Raw genomic sequence first — 14,473 nt, forward strand, 5'->3', positions numbered from 1 at the left:
AGGGGTGCGCTGAGTTTCAGCAGGCGCGAGAGATCGAAATTTCCCATCACGCCACCTCATGCCGCACGATATGGGCCGGGCCTTCCGCGTTCTCCAGATAAAAGCGCATCAGGAGATTTTTCGCCGCCAGCATCCGGTATTCCGCGCTGGCGCGCCAATCGGTCAAAGGCTGGAAATCGGTTTCGAAGGCATCCATGGCGGCTTCGATGGTTTGGAGCGACCAGGGCTTGCCAACCAACGCCGTTTCCACCGCCGAGGCCCGTTTCGGGGTTCCGGCCATGCCGCCATAGGCGATCACCGCCTCGGCCACGGCGCCGTCGCGCACCCTGATCCGGAACGCGCCAAGGGTGGCGGTGATGTCCTCGTCACGCCGCTTGGTGACCTTGTGAACGCCGAAGAATTCATCGGTCGCCGGCAGCGGAACCGTAACCGATTCCACGAATTCGCCCTTTTGCCGATCCTGCTTGCCATAGGCAATGAAGAAATCTTCGAGCCGCACCATCCGTCGCGCGTTCCCCTTGCGCAGAGTCACTTCGGCGCCAAGTGCGATCAATGGTGGCGGGGTGTCGCCGATGGGCGAGCCATTGGCGATGTTGCCGCCGATGGTGCCCATATTGCGCACCTGAGCACCGCCGATGCGGTCGAAGAGTTCGGTCATCTGCGGGATGTGCCGAGCGATGATCTGGAAGGCTCGGGAATAACTGACCCCTGCCCCGAAAACGATCTTGTCCGCGTCGAGGTGTATCTCGCGCATCAAATGCCCGATGATCACGACTGGCGCGACATCGCGCATGAATTTGGTGACCCACAGTCCCACATCGGTCGCCCCGGCAATGATCGTCGCTTCGGGCATCTCCTCCAGCACGGCGGCCAGATCGTCCACGTCGGAAGGGATCACCGTGCGACCGCGCGCGCTTTCGATAACCACCCGGCGACCGTCATCGAGCGCTGCGAGCTTTTCCGCGATGGAAGCACGCTCGGCGTTGAGCGTGTCTTCGAGCGCGCTGCCATAGTTCGAAACCGCCTGGGCCGCACGCACGATGGGCGCATAGCCCGTGCAGCGGCAGAGATTACCCTGCAAAGCCTTTTCGATATCCGGCACCGACGGGCTGGGGTTGGTGAGCCAGAGGCCATAAAGGCTCATCACGAACCCCGGCGTGCAGAACCCGCACTGGCTGCCGTGGTGATCGACCATCGCCTGCTGAATCGGATGCAGGCGGCCATCGGCGCCGCGCAGATGCTCGACGGTCACCACATGCTTGCCGTCCAGCATGGTGACGAAACCGATGCAGGCATTGGCGGCGCGATAGGTGACGCCATCGCCGTCGCGCCCGCCAATCAGGACGGTGCAAGCCCCGCAATCACCCTCGGCACAGCCTTCCTTGGTGCCCCTGAGCGTTCGGTCGAGGCGTAGAAAATCGAGCAATGTCCGGTCGGGCGCCACATCGGTGAGCACGACGAGATCGTCATTAAGATAGAAGCGGATCGCCGTGCGGGGGGCCAATATCAACTCCCGCGATAGGTCGAATAGCCATACGGCGAGACGAGCAGCGGCACGTGATAATGGGCCGCCGGATCGCTGATCCGGAAATCGACGGCGACGACATCGAGGAAGGTCACAGGCAATCCGCTGACGCGGCTGAAATAATCCCCGACGTGAAAGCAAAGCCGATAGGCGCCGGCGCCGAGTTGTTCGCCTTCGAGTAGAGGCCCGTCGCACCGGCCGTCATCATTGGTGACCATTGAGGTTTCCAGCACCGCGTCGTCACCCGCAATTCTGTAAAGATCGATGGTCATCCCCCGGGCGGGATGCCCGTTGGCGGTGTCCAGGACGTGGGTCGTCAGCCTCCCGCTTCCAATCATTGCTCCTCCAAGCGCCATTGGATTTACCCCGGACTATCAACCCAAATATCGGCGGGCGGAAGGGGGTCGGCGGACAATTTTTTACCACATGGTCCAAATTTTTCCGTCTATGTTGACCCTCTCGACCACTCCCCGGAGTTCCTCCATGCGTTACCCCCGCGATCTGCTTGGTTATGGCCCCAACCCGCCCCATGCCGACTGGCCCGGCGGAGCCAATGTGGCGGTGCAGTTCGTTCTCAATTACGAGGAAGGCGGGGAGAACAGCGTTCTGCACGGCGACCAGGGATCGGAGGCGTTTCTGGCCGATGTGATCGGCGCCACGTCCTGGTCGGGCCTGCGGCATTGGAACATCGAGTCGATGTACGAGTACGGCGCCCGTGCGGGGTTCTACCGGCTGCATCGGCTGTTTGCCGAGGCCAATCTGCCCGTCACGGTGTTTGGCGTCGCCACGGCCCTGATGCGCGCGCCCGATCAGGTGCAGGCCATGCTCGACGCCGAATGGGAAATCGCATCGCACGGCTATAAATGGGTCGAGCACAAGGACATGGCGCGCGAGGACGAGGCGATCCAAATCGCCGAGGCGGTGCGCCTGCATAAGGTGGCGACGGGCGCGCGTCCGCTCGGTTGGTACACGGGGCGGTGCTCAATCAACACTGTCGATCTGGTATCCGAGGAGGGCGGCTTTGCCTACATCTCGGACACCTATGACGATGATCTGCCCTATTGGCGGATTCATAACGCCAAGCCGCAGCTCGTCATCCCCTATACGTTGGCCAATAACGACATGCGGTTCGTCACCGCCTCGGGCTTTGCCAATGGCGACGAGTTTTTTTCTCACCTCAGGGATAGTTTCGACTGCCTCTATCGCGAGGGGGAGGCGGGCAGTCCAAAGATGATGTCGGTTGGGCTGCATTGTCGGCTGGCGGGGCAGCCGGGCCGGTTCGAAGGGCTGAGGCGCTTCGTCGAGTATATTGCGGGGTTCGAGAAGGTGTGGGTGGCACGGCGGCTCGATATCGCACGCCATTGGGCTGAGAAGCATCCCTACCAGCCGCCCCGGCTCGCGCCGTCACGGATGGATGCGGGGACGTTCATGGCGACGTTCGGGGGCGTGTTCGAGCATTCGCCCTTCATCGCCCAGCGCGCTTTCGAGAACGAACTGGGGCCGGCCAACGATACGCCGCTCGGCATCCATTTCGCATTGCGCAATCAGTTCCGCATGGCATCCGAAGATGAGCGGCTGAACGTGTTGCGCGCCCATCCCGACCTTGCGGGCAAGCTGGCGGCGGCCAAGCGGCTGACGGAAGAGTCGACCGCCGAGCAGGCTTCGGCCGGACTCGACGCGCTGACGGACAGGGAACGCGAGAATTTCACCGATCTCAACACGCGTTATGTCGAAAAGTTCGGCTTTCCCTTCATCATCGCGGTGCGCGACAACACCAAGGCCTCTATCCTCGATGCGTTCGAAAAGCGTATCGAAAACGACCGCGCCACGGAATTCGCTACCGCCTGCGCGCAGGTGGAGCGCATCGCCCAGCTCAGGATCGAGGCACTGTTTGCGGATTAGGAGAGCGTATCCTCGATCGCCTTAAGCATGCCGCGCCAGGCGTTGGCCGTTTGGTCGAGATAATCGGCCCATTCGGCGCTCATCGCATGGCTCATGGTGGCCACGCAGCCGGAGCCCTTGGTGGCGAGTTCGAGCGCGACGGTGGAATTGTCCTCTTCTTCCTCTTCAGGGCTCGTGAACCACGTGAAGACGATCCGGCTCGGTCGTTCGAGCGCGCGATAATAGCCCCATGCTTCGGTTTCTTCCCCGTCGCGGATATCGGCGAAGAGGAAGCGGCCACCAACCCTGGGGTCTATTTCGATCCTCGTCACCGCCGAGGATGGGTCGCGGCCCTTGAGGTTGCGGCCGCCCCAGGCGCGCACCGTCGCGGGATCGAGCCACGCGTCATAGATCTGCTCGGGCGTGAGCGTGGTGAATTCGTGTCGCGCGACGGCGGTGACCGTATCGGTCATTTGTAAAAGCCTTCGCGCAGATTGATGCCGTGTTCGAGATAGATTTTCATGGCGGCGAGCATGCCGGTCCAGCCCTCGCAATTGCCGTAGGAGGATTTGAGGCCGGCTTCGGTCTCTTTCCATCCTTCCTCGGTGATCGACACCAGCGTGCGGGTGTTGTCGTCCAGAGGTTCGAAATTCATGGTGACGGTGGTTTTATCGCCATCATCGGCGTCCCAGCGCAGGACGATGCGCTTGTCGTTTTCGACCTCGACAACTTCGACGGGAAACGCGCCGGGGAAATCGTGGAAGTCCCAGGTGACCGTGGTGCCCGTTTCGAGCCGTCCCTGTGCGCCGCCGGTGGTGAAATAGCCGGAGAGCTTCTTGGGATCGGCCACTGCCTCGAACACCTCATGCACCGGCTTTGCGATACGCCCCGATACCGTGAATTTGAAATCCATTTTCCTCACTCTCCTTGCGTTTTCCCTATTATGTTATAAATTAATAACATGTCAAGTGACGATGATTCGGACAGGATCTTCAAGGCGCTCGCCGACCGGCGGCGGCGGGCGATCCTCGACGCGCTCAAGACCGAGCCCAAGACGACTGGGCAGCTCGTGGCGCTGTTTCCCGAGATCGACCGGTGCACGGTGATGCAGCACATGAAGGTGCTCGAGGGCGCTGGGCTGATCGTTGCGCGCAAGGAGGGGCGCGAACGCTGGAACCATTTGAACGCGCTGCCGATCAAATCCATCCACGACCGCTGGATCGGCGACTACGCACGCAACGCGGTGAGCATGATGTCCCGGCTGGAGACCGAGCTTGGGGCGTGACAATGGATAAAGCGCATGCTCCAATCGGGCACCCACAAACCGACGGGGCGCCAATGACAAACCGCACCTATGCCAGCCCGATCGGCGGGCATCCCGGCCAGAGCCAGCTTCTGAGCGACAGGGCCGTGTTCACCGAGGCCTATGCGGTGATCCCCAAGGGCGTGATGCGCGATATCGTGACCAGCGCCCTGCCCTTCTGGGAGGATACCCGGCTCTGGGTGCTGTCGCGCCCGCTGTCCGGGTTTGCCGAGACGTTTTCCCAATACATCATGGAAGTGTCACCCGGTGGCGGCAGCGAGAGGCCCGAAGCCGATCCGGAGGCCGAAGGCGTACTGTTCGTGGTGGCCGGAACGCTGACACTGACCATCGCAGGCACACCCCATGAGATGGCGCCGGGCGGTTACGCTTATATTCCGCCGGCCAGCCCATGGAGCGTGAAGAACGCGGGCAGAGAACCGGTCCGGTTCCATTGGGTGCGCAAGCGCTATGAAAAGGTCGAGGGGCTAGATACACCCGAGGCGTTCGTGACCTCCGATATCGAGGTCGAGCCCGTCGCGATGCCCGGCACCGAAGGAAAATGGGCGACGACACGATTCGTAGATCCGGCGGATTTGCGGCACGACATGCACGTCAACATCGTCACCTTCGAGCCAGGTGCCTCGATCCCCTTTGCCGAAACCCATGTGATGGAACACGGGCTTTACGTCCTCGAAGGCAAGGCCGTCTATCGGCTCAATCAGGATTGGGTCGAGGTCGAGGCCGGCGACTATATGTGGCTCCGCGCCTTCTGCCCGCAGGCCTGTTATGCAGGCGGGCCGGGAAAATTCCGCTATCTGCTCTACAAGGACGTCAATCGCCACGCAAAGCTCGGCCGTCCATGAGCCGCGTGATTATTATCCGGAAGCTGACGGCTGACGCCTTTGCGCCATTCGGGCAGGTGCTGGCCACCAAGGACGCGCGCAGCTATCTGATCAATGGCGGGATGACGGAGCGGTTTCATGACCTCGCCAATGTCGAGATCGGGGGCGAGAACGGACGGACGCTGATCTCAATCTTTCGCGGCCAGCCGTACGATCTGCCACTAACGCTCCGGATGGTCGAGCGCCATCCGCTGGGGTCGCAGGCTTTCATGCCGCTGCATGACCGGCCGTTTCTGGTGATCGTCGCACCCGATGAGGATGGCGTTCCCGGCACGCCGCTGGCTTTCCTCACCGAGCCGGGGATCGGGGTCAATATCGGCCGGAACGTCTGGCATGGGGTACTCACGCCACTGGAGCGGGAGGGTGATTTTCTGGTGGTCGATCGAGGCGGCGAAGGGAACAATCTCGAGGAGTATTTCTTCGAAAACCCCTTCACCGTTAGCAGCTAGATTCCCGCATACCAGTCATAGCCATTGTCGGCCCAATAACTGCCCTTGCCGCCGTGGAATTGGGTGAAGCTTTCGACCAGTTCGATGCGGCGGACGTATTTGGCCATCTTATAGCCGAGCTGGCGTTCGAGGCGCAGGCGGATGGGGGCACCGTTAGCGACAGGCAAGGCGGCGTCGTTCATGCCATAGGCAAGGATGGTCTGGGTATGGCGCGCATCGAGCATGTCGATGCTCTCGTAATAGGGATTCCCGCCCAAAAGGCCGTTGCCGTAAATATCGTAGCAGTGGAAGACGCAGTAGCGCACATTCGAACGTGGCCGCACCTCGTCGAGAATAGTGGCAAGGGGCACGCCGGTCCATTTGGCGATACAGCTCCACCCTTCGACGCAATCGTGCCGGGTGATCTGGGTGCGCGCCGGCATGTTGCGCAACTCGGCGAGCGAATAGCTTTTTGGTGCTTCCACGAGGCCATCGACCTCGAGCCGGTAGTGAAAGAAATTGTTGCGCGCGAGGAACAGATATTCGGGACTGTTGGGATCGGTCGAACCGTTGGGGCGCATGCCCTGGCGGATTTCGCTTTCGGAAAACTCCCGCGCCAGCGCCTCCCGGCCCAAGAGCGCGCGCTGCACGGAATAGGTGAGCTCATTGGCCGATGCCAAGGTGTCGCGCACCGGATGGCCGGGACGGAGCAAGGTATCGAACTGATCGCAGCCGGCGAGGGCAAGCCCCGCCGCGCCGGCCACCGAGGCCGTGAGGAATTTGCGGCGGTTGAGAACGACGCGGCTCATTTTTCTACCTCCGTCTCGGGATCGATGCGATAGCGCCCGGTGATCATCGAGCGCATCGTGTTGATGGGTCCGGCGACGAGCACCATCACCACATGGACGATGAAGAAAACGACCAGCAGCACCATGACGATGAAATGGATGGTACGCGCCGTTTGCCGCCCGCCGAACAGATCGACCAGCCACGGCCAGGCGGCATCCATGCCGGGCGACATGGTGAGGCCGGTGAGAACGATCAGCGGAAAGAGAATGAGAAGCACGATGCCATAGCTTAGCTTTTGCAGCACGTTGTAGCGGCGTCTGTGACGGAACTTGAAGCGCGCGTGCTCGGCGATATCGCCCGGCAAAGCACGCATATCGGTGCCCGTCGGGATGATGTCGCGGCGCAGATGGCCGTTGACGAAGCTGGCGAGGAACCAGACGAACATGGTCGCGACCAGCAACCAGCCGAAAAAGAAATGCACCACCCTGCCCGTCGCCAGATCCTGGTAGGACGGGATGGTCATCCAGGCGGGGAAGCCGCGCACCCTCTCCTGCCCTTCAGGCCCCGAATAGCCGAGGAAACCCGTGGTCTCGAAAGTATTGCCGAAGATCGTCGTATAACCGCCGATCGAGCCGTCGGGCTTATATTGCGCGCTGATCGAAAAGATCGAATTGGAAAATTCGAACCCCGATTGTTGGCCGATATAAAGAGTGGGATGGGCGTTGAATATCTGCAGGCCCGTCAGAAGCAGGAAGAACAGGCAGATGACCCACACCCAATGGGTAAGCCGGGTCCAGATCGACTGCCGCTTGATGACGATGGGAGCAGGTTTGTCGTCGACGCCGGTCTCGCGTGTCGCTGCTCTGTCCATGGCGCTCATCACAATCCTCCGCGCGTGCGCGGCACCATACCCCGTTCTTCCGCCGATTGTCATATGCTGCCGCTCACATTCTGGTGCATGACAAAACCGTCATATATTGACCACCCGGTCAAATTTTTGACTTTCCAGCCCTCGGCAACTGTGTTTGACTTTCCTGTCACATGCAGGGCGGCGTTGTAATCTGGCCGTCGCAAATGCGTGGAATAGAGGCGGCGTACGCTTCTCGATAACAAAGGGAACAAGGGACATGAAACATCTGCTGCTCGGCGCCACCGCGCTGACCATGCTTGCAGGGCTCGCCGGTCCGGCCAGCGCGCAGGATGGCGAATATACGCTCAACATCCTGCACATCAACGACTTCCACTCCCGCTTCGGCCCGATCACCGACAGCGATTCCAACTGCGACGCGGAAACCGACGCGGCAGGGGAATGCTTCGGCGGCATCGCGCGTTTGAAGACCGCCATTGACGACAAGCGCGCCGAACTCGACGGCCAGAACGTCGTGCTGCTCGACGCTGGCGACCAGTTTCAGGGCTCGCTGTTCTACACTCAGTATCGCAGCGAGATCATTTCCGAATTCGCCAACGATCTGGGCATCGAACTGATGGCCGTGGGCAACCACGAATTCGACGATGGGCCCGAAGAACTGGCTGCCCTGCTAGACGCCGTCGAGTTCCCGATCATTTCGGGCAACACCAATGTCGAGAACGAGCCCCTTCTCGAAGGCCGCATTCCGGGCACCCATGTGATGGAAATCGGCGGCGAGCAAATCGGCTTCATCTCGGCGCTGGCCGAAGACACCGACGAGACCTCCTCGCCCGGTGAAGGCGTCGAGTTCGAGGACGTTTTCGAAAGCCTCACCGCCCAGGCCGAAGCGCTTCAGGCCGAAGGCATAAACAAGATCATTGCGCTCACCCATGTGGGCTACACCATCGATATGGAAATCGCAGCTAACGTGCCGGGCATCGACGTGATCGTGGGCGGGCACTCGCACACCCTGCTCTCGAACACCGACGAAGGCGCCGCCGGCGGCTATCCGACGCTGATCGATGGGCCGGACGGCAATGAAGTTCCCGTCGTCACCGCCTATTCCTACGGCAAATATCTGGGCGACATCGTCGTCACCTGGGATGCCGAGGGCAATGTGATCTCGGCCGAAGGCGACCCGATCCTGATCGACGCTTCGGTCACGCCCAATGAGGACTACGTGGTGCGCCTCGCCGAGCTGGAGGAGCCGATCCTCGAGCTCATGGAACAGGTCATCGGCACCACCAGCGAAGCCATCGAGGGCAGCCGTGAAGTCTGCCGCGTCGAGGAATGCTCGATGGGCAATCTCGTCGCCGATGCTATGCTCGACGCCTCGGGCGCCGATATCGCCGTCCAGAACGGCGGCGGCCTGCGCGCGTCCATCGATGCGGGCGAAATCACCATGGGCGAAGCCATCACCGTGCTGCCCTTCTCCAACACGATGGCGACCGTGGACATCTCGGGTGCCGACGTGATCGACGCGCTCGAAAACGGCGTCTCGGACATCGAGAACGGCGCCGGCCGGTTCCCGCAGGTCGCGGGGCTGAAATATTCCTATACGCTCGCCAACCCCGTCGGCGAACGGATCAGCGACGTGCTGGTCGAGGACGAGGCGGGTGATTGGGTGCCGATCGATGAAGAGGCCACCTACACCATCGTCACCAACAACTACATGCGCGGCGGCGGCGACGGCTACGGCACATTTGCCGAAGGCGACAACCCCTATGATTTCGGCCCGCCGCTCGAGCAGGTTCTGGCCGACTTCATCGCGGCCCAGGGCGGCGAATATACGCCCTATACCGATGGCCGTATCACGGTGATCGAATAAGCTCAAAAAGGGCGCGTCCTCTCGGGCGCGCCCTTCCTCAACCTATTGCGACTTCCTGCCGTCTTTCGTTGGACACCAGCCCCAGATCGAGCACTTTCTGGAGCTCCGCCGCATAGCGGAAGCTCGGCTCGCCATTAACGCCGGTGGCAACCGCCTCGGCGAAACGGTGATAATTGGTCGGCACCGGCTCGACCTGCACGGGCTGCCATTGGGCCAGTTCGACATCATCGCCCACGCACATCTGCAGCGAAGACCCATCCATGCCGTGCTGGACCTCCAGCCCGCCCTTGTCGCCATAAGCGCGCAGGCGGAGCGTGTTGAGATATCCCGGCGCCCAGCGCGTGGCGTGGACGACGCCCAGCGCCCCAGAGGTGAATTCGAGGCTCATGGTGAAGCTGTCATTGGCGTCGAGGACATAATCCTCGATCCGTCCGCCGGGAGCCTTGTCGAAGGCCCGCAAGCGGCAGAACGCGTTGTCGATGGGCGAATTGATGCCGAACACGGCGAAATCGAGAATGTGCACGCCGATATCGCCCAGCGTGCCGTTCGAGCCATGGGCCGTCGAAAGCCGCCAGAGCCAGGTGGGATCGGTGCGCCAATCGCCCCAGGCGCGCGAGACGAGCCAGCTCTGCAGATAGCTCGCTTCGACGTGCTTGATCTCCCCGATGGTGCCGGCATCCACGAGCTGGCGGAATTTCTGCAGCTCGGCGACGTTGCGATAAGTGAGGTTGACCATGTTGATCAGCCCGGCCCCCTCGGCGGCCTCGGCCATTTTCATCGCATGATCGTAATGGGTCGCCAGCGGCTTTTCGCAGAAGACGTGCTTGCCGCCGGCAATGGCCTGCATGGAGGTCTGATGGTGGAACCGGTCGGGGGTGACATTGGCCACTGCATCGAAGGCGCCCCAATCGAGCGCGTCCTCGAGCGAGGAGAAGGTGCGCGGGATCTGGTAGCTGTGGGCAAAGCGCGAGGCGCGCTCGGAATCTACGTCGATCGCGCCCACGATCTCGACACCTTCGATTGCGGCGAAATGGGCAGCATGGCTGGCCGCCATATTGCCCGTGCCAAGGATAACAAGACGCATGCAGCGCCTCCGAAATGAGAGTTAAGAGCTAGCGATAGCCTTCTTCGCCCGGCTTGTGCAGCTTGGGCCCGCGTTCCTCAATGGGCTCGGGGGCCTTGTCCACCGGAACGTTGGGCGCCTCATTGGCTTCCACCCAGGCCGGCTGGGGATTGTGGGCCCATTTAACGGCGTTGCGCAGCACCTTGCCCACGGTCGCATCGTGATAGGTGGGGTAAGTTTCGTGGCCGGGACGGAAATAGAAGATGTTGCCCGCGCCACGCCGCCAGGTCATCCCGGAGCGGAACACTTCGCCGCCCTGGAACCAGGAGATGAACACGGTTTCGAGCGGCTCGGGCACCGAGAAGGGTTCGCCATACATTTCCTCGTTTTCGAGGACGAAATGCTCGGGCAGGCCCTCGGCGATCGGGTGGCGCGGATTGACCACCCAGATGCGCTCGCGCTCGCCGGCCTCGCGCCATTTGAGAGCGCAGGGGCTACCCATCAAGCGCTTGAAGATTTTCGAGAAGTGCGCCGAGTGCAAAAGGATCAACCCCATGCCCTCCCAGACACGCTGGGCGACGCGCTCGACGATTTCGTCGGCGACATCACCATGGGCGGCATGGCCCCACCAGATCAGAACGTCGGTATTGGCCAGAACGTCCGTGGTCAGGCCGTGCTCGGGGTCCTGCAGCACAGCCGTCGCGGTTTCGATCCCGCTATCCTTGCCGAGCAGCGCGGCGATCTGGTTGTGCATGCCATCGGGATAAATCCCGGCAACGATTTCGCTCTTCTGCTCATGGACGTTCTCGCCCCAGACGAGTGCCTTGATGGTCATGCTTGCGTTCTCCTATCAGGCCCGGATGGCCGCTCCAAAACGATTTGGATTCCCCTTGCGTATCGCGTTCGCACAGGCATTGGGAGAGGTCAAATGCATCAGGCGAACAAAAAAAGAGGCGGATGGTTCCGCCTCTTTTCCGCGACCGGATGGGATCGCTATTGGATCGCGTCTGTCACCACCGTCGAATAGGCGCCCTCGGGTTCGGCGGTGATGGCCGGGTTGTCAGGGGAGACGGCCGAGAGCAGCGTCGCGACGGTTTGCTCATAGGCATCGACGTCGAGGACAGGCGTGTCGCCGACCAGCGCTGCGGCTTCGATGACCTGATAGGTCTGGCTTTCCAGCGTCAGGGCACCCGACATATCGTTGTTGAGAACGATTTCTGCGGCCTCTTCGGGATTGGCCTCGGCGTATTCCCAGCCCTGCATTGAGGCATCGACGAACCGGGCCATCGCATCGACGAACTCGGGGTCCTCGAGCCGGTCCTCCATGACGTAGAGCCCGTCTTCGAGCATGCCCACACCTTCATCGGCGAAGTTGAAGAGCGTGAGGCTGTCCTCGGGAATGCCCGCGTCGAGCACCTGCTTATACTCATTGTAGCGCATGACCGAGATGCAATCGGCCTGCCCCTGAAGCAGTGGATCGGCTGAAAAAGCCTGACGCAACACTTCCACCCCCGCGTCGCTGCCATCGGTGGGAAGCTCCAATTGAGCCATCCAGGCATAGAAGGGATATTCATTGCCGAAGAACCACACGCCCAGCGTCTTGCCGGGGAAGTCGGCGGTGGTTTCGACCCCGCTTTCCTCCGAGCAGACCATTTCGAGCGCCGTGGTGGCGAAGGGCTGGGCGATGTTGACCAGCGGCACGCCGCGTTCTCGGGCGGCGAGGCCGGCAGCCATCCATGTGGTGATCACATCGGCGCCGCCGCCGGCGATCACCTGTTCGGGGGCGATGTCAGGGCCGCCGGGGTTGATGGTGACATCGAGGCCGGCTTCTTCGTAATAGCCCAGGTCCTTGGCCACGAGATAGCCGGCGAACTGGCCCTGATTGACCCATTTGAGCTGGAAGGTGAGCGGATAGAGTTCCTGGGCGAAGGCGGGCGACGCAGCGGCGAGAAGGCCGGCGGCCAAGGCAGCGATCTTGAAAGACTTCATGATGTGGTTCCCCTTTGAGCAATGCGGATCGGGCGGTGTGCCCAACCGGCGCATTGGAGTATCCGCCGGGCCCCGCGTTTGCCGCACGAGGCCAAACGGTCGTCAGCGCGCCCGTCCCCCACGTATCGACGGGTGCCAGAAGGTGACGGCGCGCTCGATGAGCGCGATCGCCCCGTAGAACAGCGAACCGGCGATCGCGGCCACCGCGATCTCGGCCCAGACCATATCGACCTGAAGTCGTCCGATGGCCGCGGATATCCGGAACCCCATCCCCACAACGGGAGTCCCGAAAAATTCGGCGACGATGGCCCCGATCAGCGCCAGCGTCGAATTGATCTTGAGGGCATTGAAGATGAAGGGCCAGGCCATCGGCAAGCGCAATTTTGCCAGCGTCTGCCAATAGCTGGCCGCATAGGTCCGCATCAAATCCTTTTCGATGGTGCCGGTGGCGTTAAGCCCCGCCACCGTGTTCACCAGCATGGGAAAGAACGTCATCACCACGACCACGGCGGCTTTCGACTGCCAATCGAAGCCGAACCACATCACCATGATCGGCGCGATACCCACGAGCGGCAGCGCGGAGACGAAATTGCCCACCGGCAACAGCCCGCGCTTGAGGAAGGGCGAGCGGTCGATGGCGATGGCCACGAGGAAGGCCGAACCGCAGCCGATGGCGTAGCCGATCAGCACCGATTTGAGAAAGGTCTGCTGGAAATCGGGCCAGATCGGATTGGGAATGGAGGCCACCAGCCGCGCCCAGATAACCGAAGGCGGCGGCAACAGCACGGCGGGCACGGAAAAGCCGCGCACCAGCCCCTCCCAGATGACTAAAAGGCATGCCCCGAAAACGATCGGCACAGCAATGTTGATCGCCATATTGGCCGCGCGATCGCGCGTTCTGATCCGCACCAGGAATTCGTTGATGCCCCAGCCGGCGAGCCAGACGGCGAGCGCTGCAATGATCCAGCCCCAATTCATGCCGGCGCTCCCATGGCTTTCTGGGTGAGCTTCTGGATGGCACCGATAAGCACGATGAGGCCCGCCGAAAGCGCCGCCGCCATCAGCAAAGCCGCCCAGATCTGGGTGGTCTGCCCGTAATAGGACCCCGCCAGCAGCCGCGACCCCAGCCCGCCCGCCGCACCGGTGGGCAATTCCCCCACGATGGCGCCGACCAGCGAAGCGGCGACGCCGACCTTCATGGAGGTAAACAGATAAGGGATCGCCGCCGGCCAACGCAGCTTCCCAAACACCTGCGCACCCGACGCGTTATAGGTCCGCATCAGATCGAGCTGAATGGCCTCCGGGCTGCGAAAGCCCTTGACCATGCCCACCACCACCGGAAAGAACGACAGATAGGTCGAAATCAATGCCTTGGGGATCAAACCCGTCAGCCCAACCGAATTAAGCACCACCACCACCATCGGCGCGATGGCCAGGATGGGGATGGTCTGGCTGGCGATGATCCACGGCATCAGCGAGCGATCCATCGCCCGGTTGTGGACGATCAGTATGGCAAGCCCGATGCCGAGCAGCGTGCCGAACACGAAACCGAGCCCCGTGGCCGACAGCGTAATCCAGGCGTGGAAAATGAGGCTGCGCGGGGTATTGGCGGGCGCGTTGAACACCGAATTATAAAATTCCATCGCCACCTGATGCGGCGCGGGCAGCACCGGGCGTTGCTGGGAAAAAACATCGGCGAGGAACTGGGTAAACGGCACCACCGCGCCATCGCCGCGCGCATAGACCGATTGCTGCCAGGGGGTATTGAGGATGACCGTAAAGACATACCACAGGACGATGATGGCGAGCACCACCACCGCTATGGGAACCAGACTGCCTTGGGCCAGCCGCTTCATCG

General features: G+C 61.8%; 16 protein-coding genes. 5 read left to right on the forward strand and 11 right to left on the reverse strand.

Annotated elements, in window-relative coordinates:
- Positions 1-46: 46 nt before the first annotated feature.
- Entirely contained in the window at positions 47-1,504 is a 1,458-nt protein-coding gene (gene xdhA / locus V4T21_RS13775) for a xanthine dehydrogenase small subunit (protein WP_332717766.1), read from the reverse strand.
- A 2-nt stretch (positions 1,505-1,506) separates the two neighbouring features.
- Positions 1,507-1,863 (reverse strand): hydroxyisourate hydrolase, encoded by a 357-nt coding sequence (uraH, locus tag V4T21_RS13780; protein ID WP_332717768.1) that lies wholly within the window; start codon positions 1,861-1,863, stop codon positions 1,507-1,509.
- Between the two features lie 145 nt (positions 1,864-2,008).
- On the opposite strand from uraH, the gene puuE reads away from it, so the two are divergent.
- Complete coding sequence (gene puuE, locus V4T21_RS13785) at positions 2,009-3,427, forward strand: allantoinase PuuE (RefSeq protein ID WP_332717770.1); 1,419 nt, start codon at positions 2,009-2,011, stop codon at positions 3,425-3,427.
- Here the strand turns inward: puuE and V4T21_RS13790 are convergent.
- Complete coding sequence (locus V4T21_RS13790) at positions 3,424-3,879, reverse strand: SRPBCC family protein (protein ID WP_332717772.1); 456 nt, start codon at positions 3,877-3,879, stop codon at positions 3,424-3,426. The genes puuE and V4T21_RS13790 overlap by 4 nt on opposite strands.
- Positions 3,876-4,319, reverse strand: coding sequence for an SRPBCC family protein (locus tag V4T21_RS13795; protein WP_332717774.1), 444 nt, complete (start codon positions 4,317-4,319; stop codon positions 3,876-3,878). Before V4T21_RS13795 ends, V4T21_RS13790 begins: the two co-directional genes overlap by 4 nt.
- Before the next feature lie 48 nt (positions 4,320-4,367).
- Here V4T21_RS13795 and V4T21_RS13800 point away from each other — a divergent pair, with 48 nt between their 5' ends.
- The 3 genes from V4T21_RS13800 to V4T21_RS13810 are packed head-to-tail and all read left to right on the forward strand — an operon-like array spanning position 4,368 to position 6,060.
- A complete protein-coding gene (locus V4T21_RS13800) occupies positions 4,368-4,691 on the forward strand; it encodes an ArsR/SmtB family transcription factor (RefSeq protein ID WP_332717776.1) in 324 nt (107 codons plus the stop codon).
- A 53-nt stretch (positions 4,692-4,744) separates the two neighbouring features.
- Positions 4,745-5,572, forward strand: coding sequence for a bifunctional allantoicase/(S)-ureidoglycine aminohydrolase (locus V4T21_RS13805; RefSeq protein WP_332717778.1), 828 nt, complete (start codon positions 4,745-4,747; stop codon positions 5,570-5,572).
- Entirely contained in the window at positions 5,569-6,060 is a 492-nt protein-coding gene (locus V4T21_RS13810; protein ID WP_332717780.1) for an ureidoglycolate lyase, read from the forward strand. The genes V4T21_RS13805 and V4T21_RS13810 overlap by 4 nt, the downstream gene beginning before the upstream one ends.
- Here the strand turns inward: V4T21_RS13810 and V4T21_RS13815 are convergent.
- Positions 6,057-6,848, reverse strand: a complete 792-nt coding sequence (locus V4T21_RS13815) for a molybdopterin-dependent oxidoreductase (protein WP_332717782.1) — start codon at positions 6,846-6,848, stop codon at positions 6,057-6,059. The genes V4T21_RS13810 and V4T21_RS13815 overlap by 4 nt on opposite strands.
- Positions 6,845-7,699 (reverse strand): cytochrome b/b6 domain-containing protein, encoded by an 855-nt coding sequence (locus V4T21_RS13820; RefSeq protein ID WP_332717997.1) that lies wholly within the window; start codon positions 7,697-7,699, stop codon positions 6,845-6,847. Before V4T21_RS13820 ends, V4T21_RS13815 begins: the two co-directional genes overlap by 4 nt.
- 256 nt (positions 7,700-7,955) lie before the next feature.
- Here V4T21_RS13820 and V4T21_RS13825 point away from each other — a divergent pair, with 256 nt between their 5' ends.
- Positions 7,956-9,563, forward strand: a complete 1,608-nt coding sequence (locus tag V4T21_RS13825) for a bifunctional metallophosphatase/5'-nucleotidase (protein ID WP_332717784.1) — start codon at positions 7,956-7,958, stop codon at positions 9,561-9,563.
- A 37-nt stretch (positions 9,564-9,600) separates the two neighbouring features.
- Here V4T21_RS13825 and V4T21_RS13830 read toward each other — a convergent pair whose 3' ends face one another.
- The 5 genes from V4T21_RS13830 to V4T21_RS13850 form a co-directional block, all read right to left on the reverse strand.
- Complete coding sequence (locus V4T21_RS13830; RefSeq protein ID WP_332717786.1) at positions 9,601-10,647, reverse strand: Gfo/Idh/MocA family protein; 1,047 nt, start codon at positions 10,645-10,647, stop codon at positions 9,601-9,603.
- Between the two features lie 28 nt (positions 10,648-10,675).
- On the reverse strand, positions 10,676-11,461 hold the full coding sequence (locus V4T21_RS13835) for a ThuA domain-containing protein (protein ID WP_332717788.1): 786 nt from the start codon (positions 11,459-11,461) through the stop codon (positions 10,676-10,678).
- 158 nt (positions 11,462-11,619) lie between these two features.
- A complete protein-coding gene (locus tag V4T21_RS13840; RefSeq protein WP_332717790.1) occupies positions 11,620-12,615 on the reverse strand; it encodes an ABC transporter substrate-binding protein in 996 nt (331 codons plus the stop codon).
- Positions 12,616-12,717: 102 nt separating this feature from the next.
- Positions 12,718-13,593, reverse strand: a complete 876-nt coding sequence (locus tag V4T21_RS13845) for an ABC transporter permease (protein WP_332717792.1) — start codon at positions 13,591-13,593, stop codon at positions 12,718-12,720.
- Entirely contained in the window at positions 13,590-14,471 is an 882-nt protein-coding gene (locus V4T21_RS13850) for an ABC transporter permease (RefSeq protein WP_332717794.1), read from the reverse strand. Before V4T21_RS13850 ends, V4T21_RS13845 begins: the two co-directional genes overlap by 4 nt.
- Positions 14,472-14,473: the final 2 nt, after the last annotated feature.

The sequence above is a fragment of the Pelagibacterium mangrovi genome, from assembly GCF_036662815.1.
In the GTDB taxonomy this organism is placed as follows: Bacteria; Pseudomonadota; Alphaproteobacteria; order Rhizobiales; family Devosiaceae; genus Pelagibacterium; species Pelagibacterium mangrovi.

Excerpts from the sequence above, each read along its gene's own strand:
- V4T21_RS13825 (WP_332717784.1), top strand. The coding sequence starts at position 7,956 with ATGAAACATCTGCTGCTCGGCGCCACCGCGCTGACCATGCTTGCAGGG.
- V4T21_RS13835 (WP_332717788.1), bottom strand. The coding sequence starts at position 11,461 with ATGACCATCAAGGCACTCGTCTGGGGCGAGAACGTCCATGAGCAGAAG.
- V4T21_RS13830 (WP_332717786.1), bottom strand. The coding sequence starts at position 10,647 with ATGCGTCTTGTTATCCTTGGCACGGGCAATATGGCGGCCAGCCATGCT.
- V4T21_RS13850 (WP_332717794.1), bottom strand. The coding sequence starts at position 14,471 with ATGAAGCGGCTGGCCCAAGGCAGTCTGGTTCCCATAGCGGTGGTGGTG.
- V4T21_RS13840 (WP_332717790.1), bottom strand. The coding sequence starts at position 12,615 with ATGAAGTCTTTCAAGATCGCTGCCTTGGCCGCCGGCCTTCTCGCCGCT.
- uraH (WP_332717768.1), bottom strand. The coding sequence starts at position 1,863 with ATGATTGGAAGCGGGAGGCTGACGACCCACGTCCTGGACACCGCCAAC.
- V4T21_RS13790 (WP_332717772.1), bottom strand. The coding sequence starts at position 3,879 with ATGACCGATACGGTCACCGCCGTCGCGCGACACGAATTCACCACGCTC.
- V4T21_RS13845 (WP_332717792.1), bottom strand. The coding sequence starts at position 13,593 with ATGAATTGGGGCTGGATCATTGCAGCGCTCGCCGTCTGGCTCGCCGGC.
- V4T21_RS13800 (WP_332717776.1), top strand. The coding sequence starts at position 4,368 with ATGTCAAGTGACGATGATTCGGACAGGATCTTCAAGGCGCTCGCCGAC.
- V4T21_RS13820 (WP_332717997.1), bottom strand. The coding sequence starts at position 7,699 with ATGGACAGAGCAGCGACACGCGAGACCGGCGTCGACGACAAACCTGCT.
- V4T21_RS13805 (WP_332717778.1), top strand. The coding sequence starts at position 4,745 with ATGACAAACCGCACCTATGCCAGCCCGATCGGCGGGCATCCCGGCCAG.
- V4T21_RS13815 (WP_332717782.1), bottom strand. The coding sequence starts at position 6,848 with ATGAGCCGCGTCGTTCTCAACCGCCGCAAATTCCTCACGGCCTCGGTG.
- V4T21_RS13795 (WP_332717774.1), bottom strand. The coding sequence starts at position 4,319 with ATGGATTTCAAATTCACGGTATCGGGGCGTATCGCAAAGCCGGTGCAT.
- puuE (WP_332717770.1), top strand. The coding sequence starts at position 2,009 with ATGCGTTACCCCCGCGATCTGCTTGGTTATGGCCCCAACCCGCCCCAT.
- V4T21_RS13810 (WP_332717780.1), top strand. The coding sequence starts at position 5,569 with ATGAGCCGCGTGATTATTATCCGGAAGCTGACGGCTGACGCCTTTGCG.